The sequence below is a fragment of the Streptococcus acidominimus genome (assembly GCF_001921825.1).
GTDB lineage: Bacteria > Bacillota > Bacilli > Lactobacillales > Streptococcaceae > Streptococcus > Streptococcus acidominimus.
Window position 1 is genome coordinate 1 of record NZ_MSJL01000106.1, and the last position, 1,401, is coordinate 1,401.

Below are 1,401 nucleotides of genomic sequence, written 5' to 3' on the forward strand. Positions count from 1 at the left end.
TTGCGTGGACGACCTCCTTGACGATGTTGACGTTGGTAAGCTACATTGAGACAGGTAAGCATTTCTTGAAAGGTCTCTTTTTGAACACCTATGAGAAGTTTGAAGTTCTCTGAACTGAGTTTTTGAGCTTTTTCATACATTGTTTCCATACAAATAGTATATCACATTTGGTTACCGAACAAGTCTAATACAAATTTTATCAAAATCTTATAGCAATTCCACAGAAAATGGTGTATAATAATATAGAGGCAGTTTAACGATAGGTAGATAAACCGTGGAGGACAGGGCATGAGAAAAAAATTATTCATTTTATTTATTATCTTAGGAGGTTTAGTCATGGCATTTAGTCTAAATGATAACATACAAAAAAACAAGGAAGCAGAACGGAATCGGAAATATGAAGTTAGTTTGGTTAAGGCTTTAAAAAATAGCTATCAGGATCTCGAAAAGATCGAGATTAGTAGTCCCGATTATTCTGTTCCACCAGGGGATTGGAGTTGTACAGTCCAATTATCTTTTTCAGATGGACAGGTTATAAAATATAGAATGGGACACAGTCTATACTTAGACAGAAACCAATCAGCAGTTGTGAATGCGGTAGAATCAGAAATATTGGCTTCACATTATGGAAGTACAGAGAGCAATGTAAAGGTCATTTTTTCTGATGGTAAGGAGAATGTAGAATAACATTCTTTTAGTAGATGGCTGAACAATTGAATCTTTTTTACCTATCAATACAAATTTTATCAAAATTTTATAGCGATTTCACAAAAAATGGTGTATAATAATATAAAAGCAGTTCAACGATAGGTAGATAAACCGTGGAGGACAGAGCATGAAAAAGAAATTATTCATTTTACTTATTATTTTAGGAGGTTTAGTCATGGCATTTAGTCTAAATGATAACATACAAAAAAACAAGGAAGCAGAACGAAATCGGAAATATGAAGTTAGTCTGGTTAAGGCACTGAAAAATAGCTATCGTGATCTGGGGGAGATCAAGATTAGTAGTCCCGATTATTCTGTTCCACCAGGGGATTGGAGTTGTACAGTTCAACTATCCTTTTCTGATGGACTAGTTATGCGGTATGGGATGAGCCATAGCTTATCTAATACAATAAATCGCTCTGCAGTCGTAACCATGGCAGAATCAAATATATTGGTTTCACGTTACGGAAAGACAGAGAGTGATGTAAAGGTCATTTTTTCTGATGGTAAGGAGAGTATTGAGTAATGACATTTCAATATACAGATCAACAATTAAATGATTTGAATAGACTTGTTCGGTAACTACTTGGTTTCAAAATTAATAATCCCACAAATTAACTCAGCACGTATTTCAAAACGTTTTCTCCGACCACGATAGTCTTGTTTCATGATTTGAAAAGTCTTAAACTTCGC

At 34.4% G+C, this 1,401-nt stretch carries 2 protein-coding genes and 1 pseudogene; 2 read left to right on the plus strand and 1 reads right to left on the minus strand.

Annotated features, from left to right (window positions below; genetic code table 11):
• Positions 1 to 288: 288 nt before the first annotated feature.
• Positions 289 to 687, plus strand: a complete 399-nt coding sequence (locus tag BU200_RS10520; protein ID WP_075100054.1) for a hypothetical protein — start codon at positions 289 to 291, stop codon at positions 685 to 687.
• 196 nt (positions 688 to 883) lie between these two features.
• Positions 884 to 1,234: a hypothetical protein gene (locus BU200_RS10525; protein WP_135053096.1), complete on the plus strand. Its 351-nt coding sequence runs from the start codon at positions 884 to 886 to the stop codon at positions 1,232 to 1,234.
• A gap of 56 nt (positions 1,235 to 1,290) precedes the next feature.
• On the opposite strand, the pseudogene BU200_RS11060 reads toward BU200_RS10525, so the two are convergent.
• A pseudogene (locus BU200_RS11060) lies at positions 1,291 to 1,401 on the minus strand (IS5/IS1182 family transposase); the annotation flags it as partial.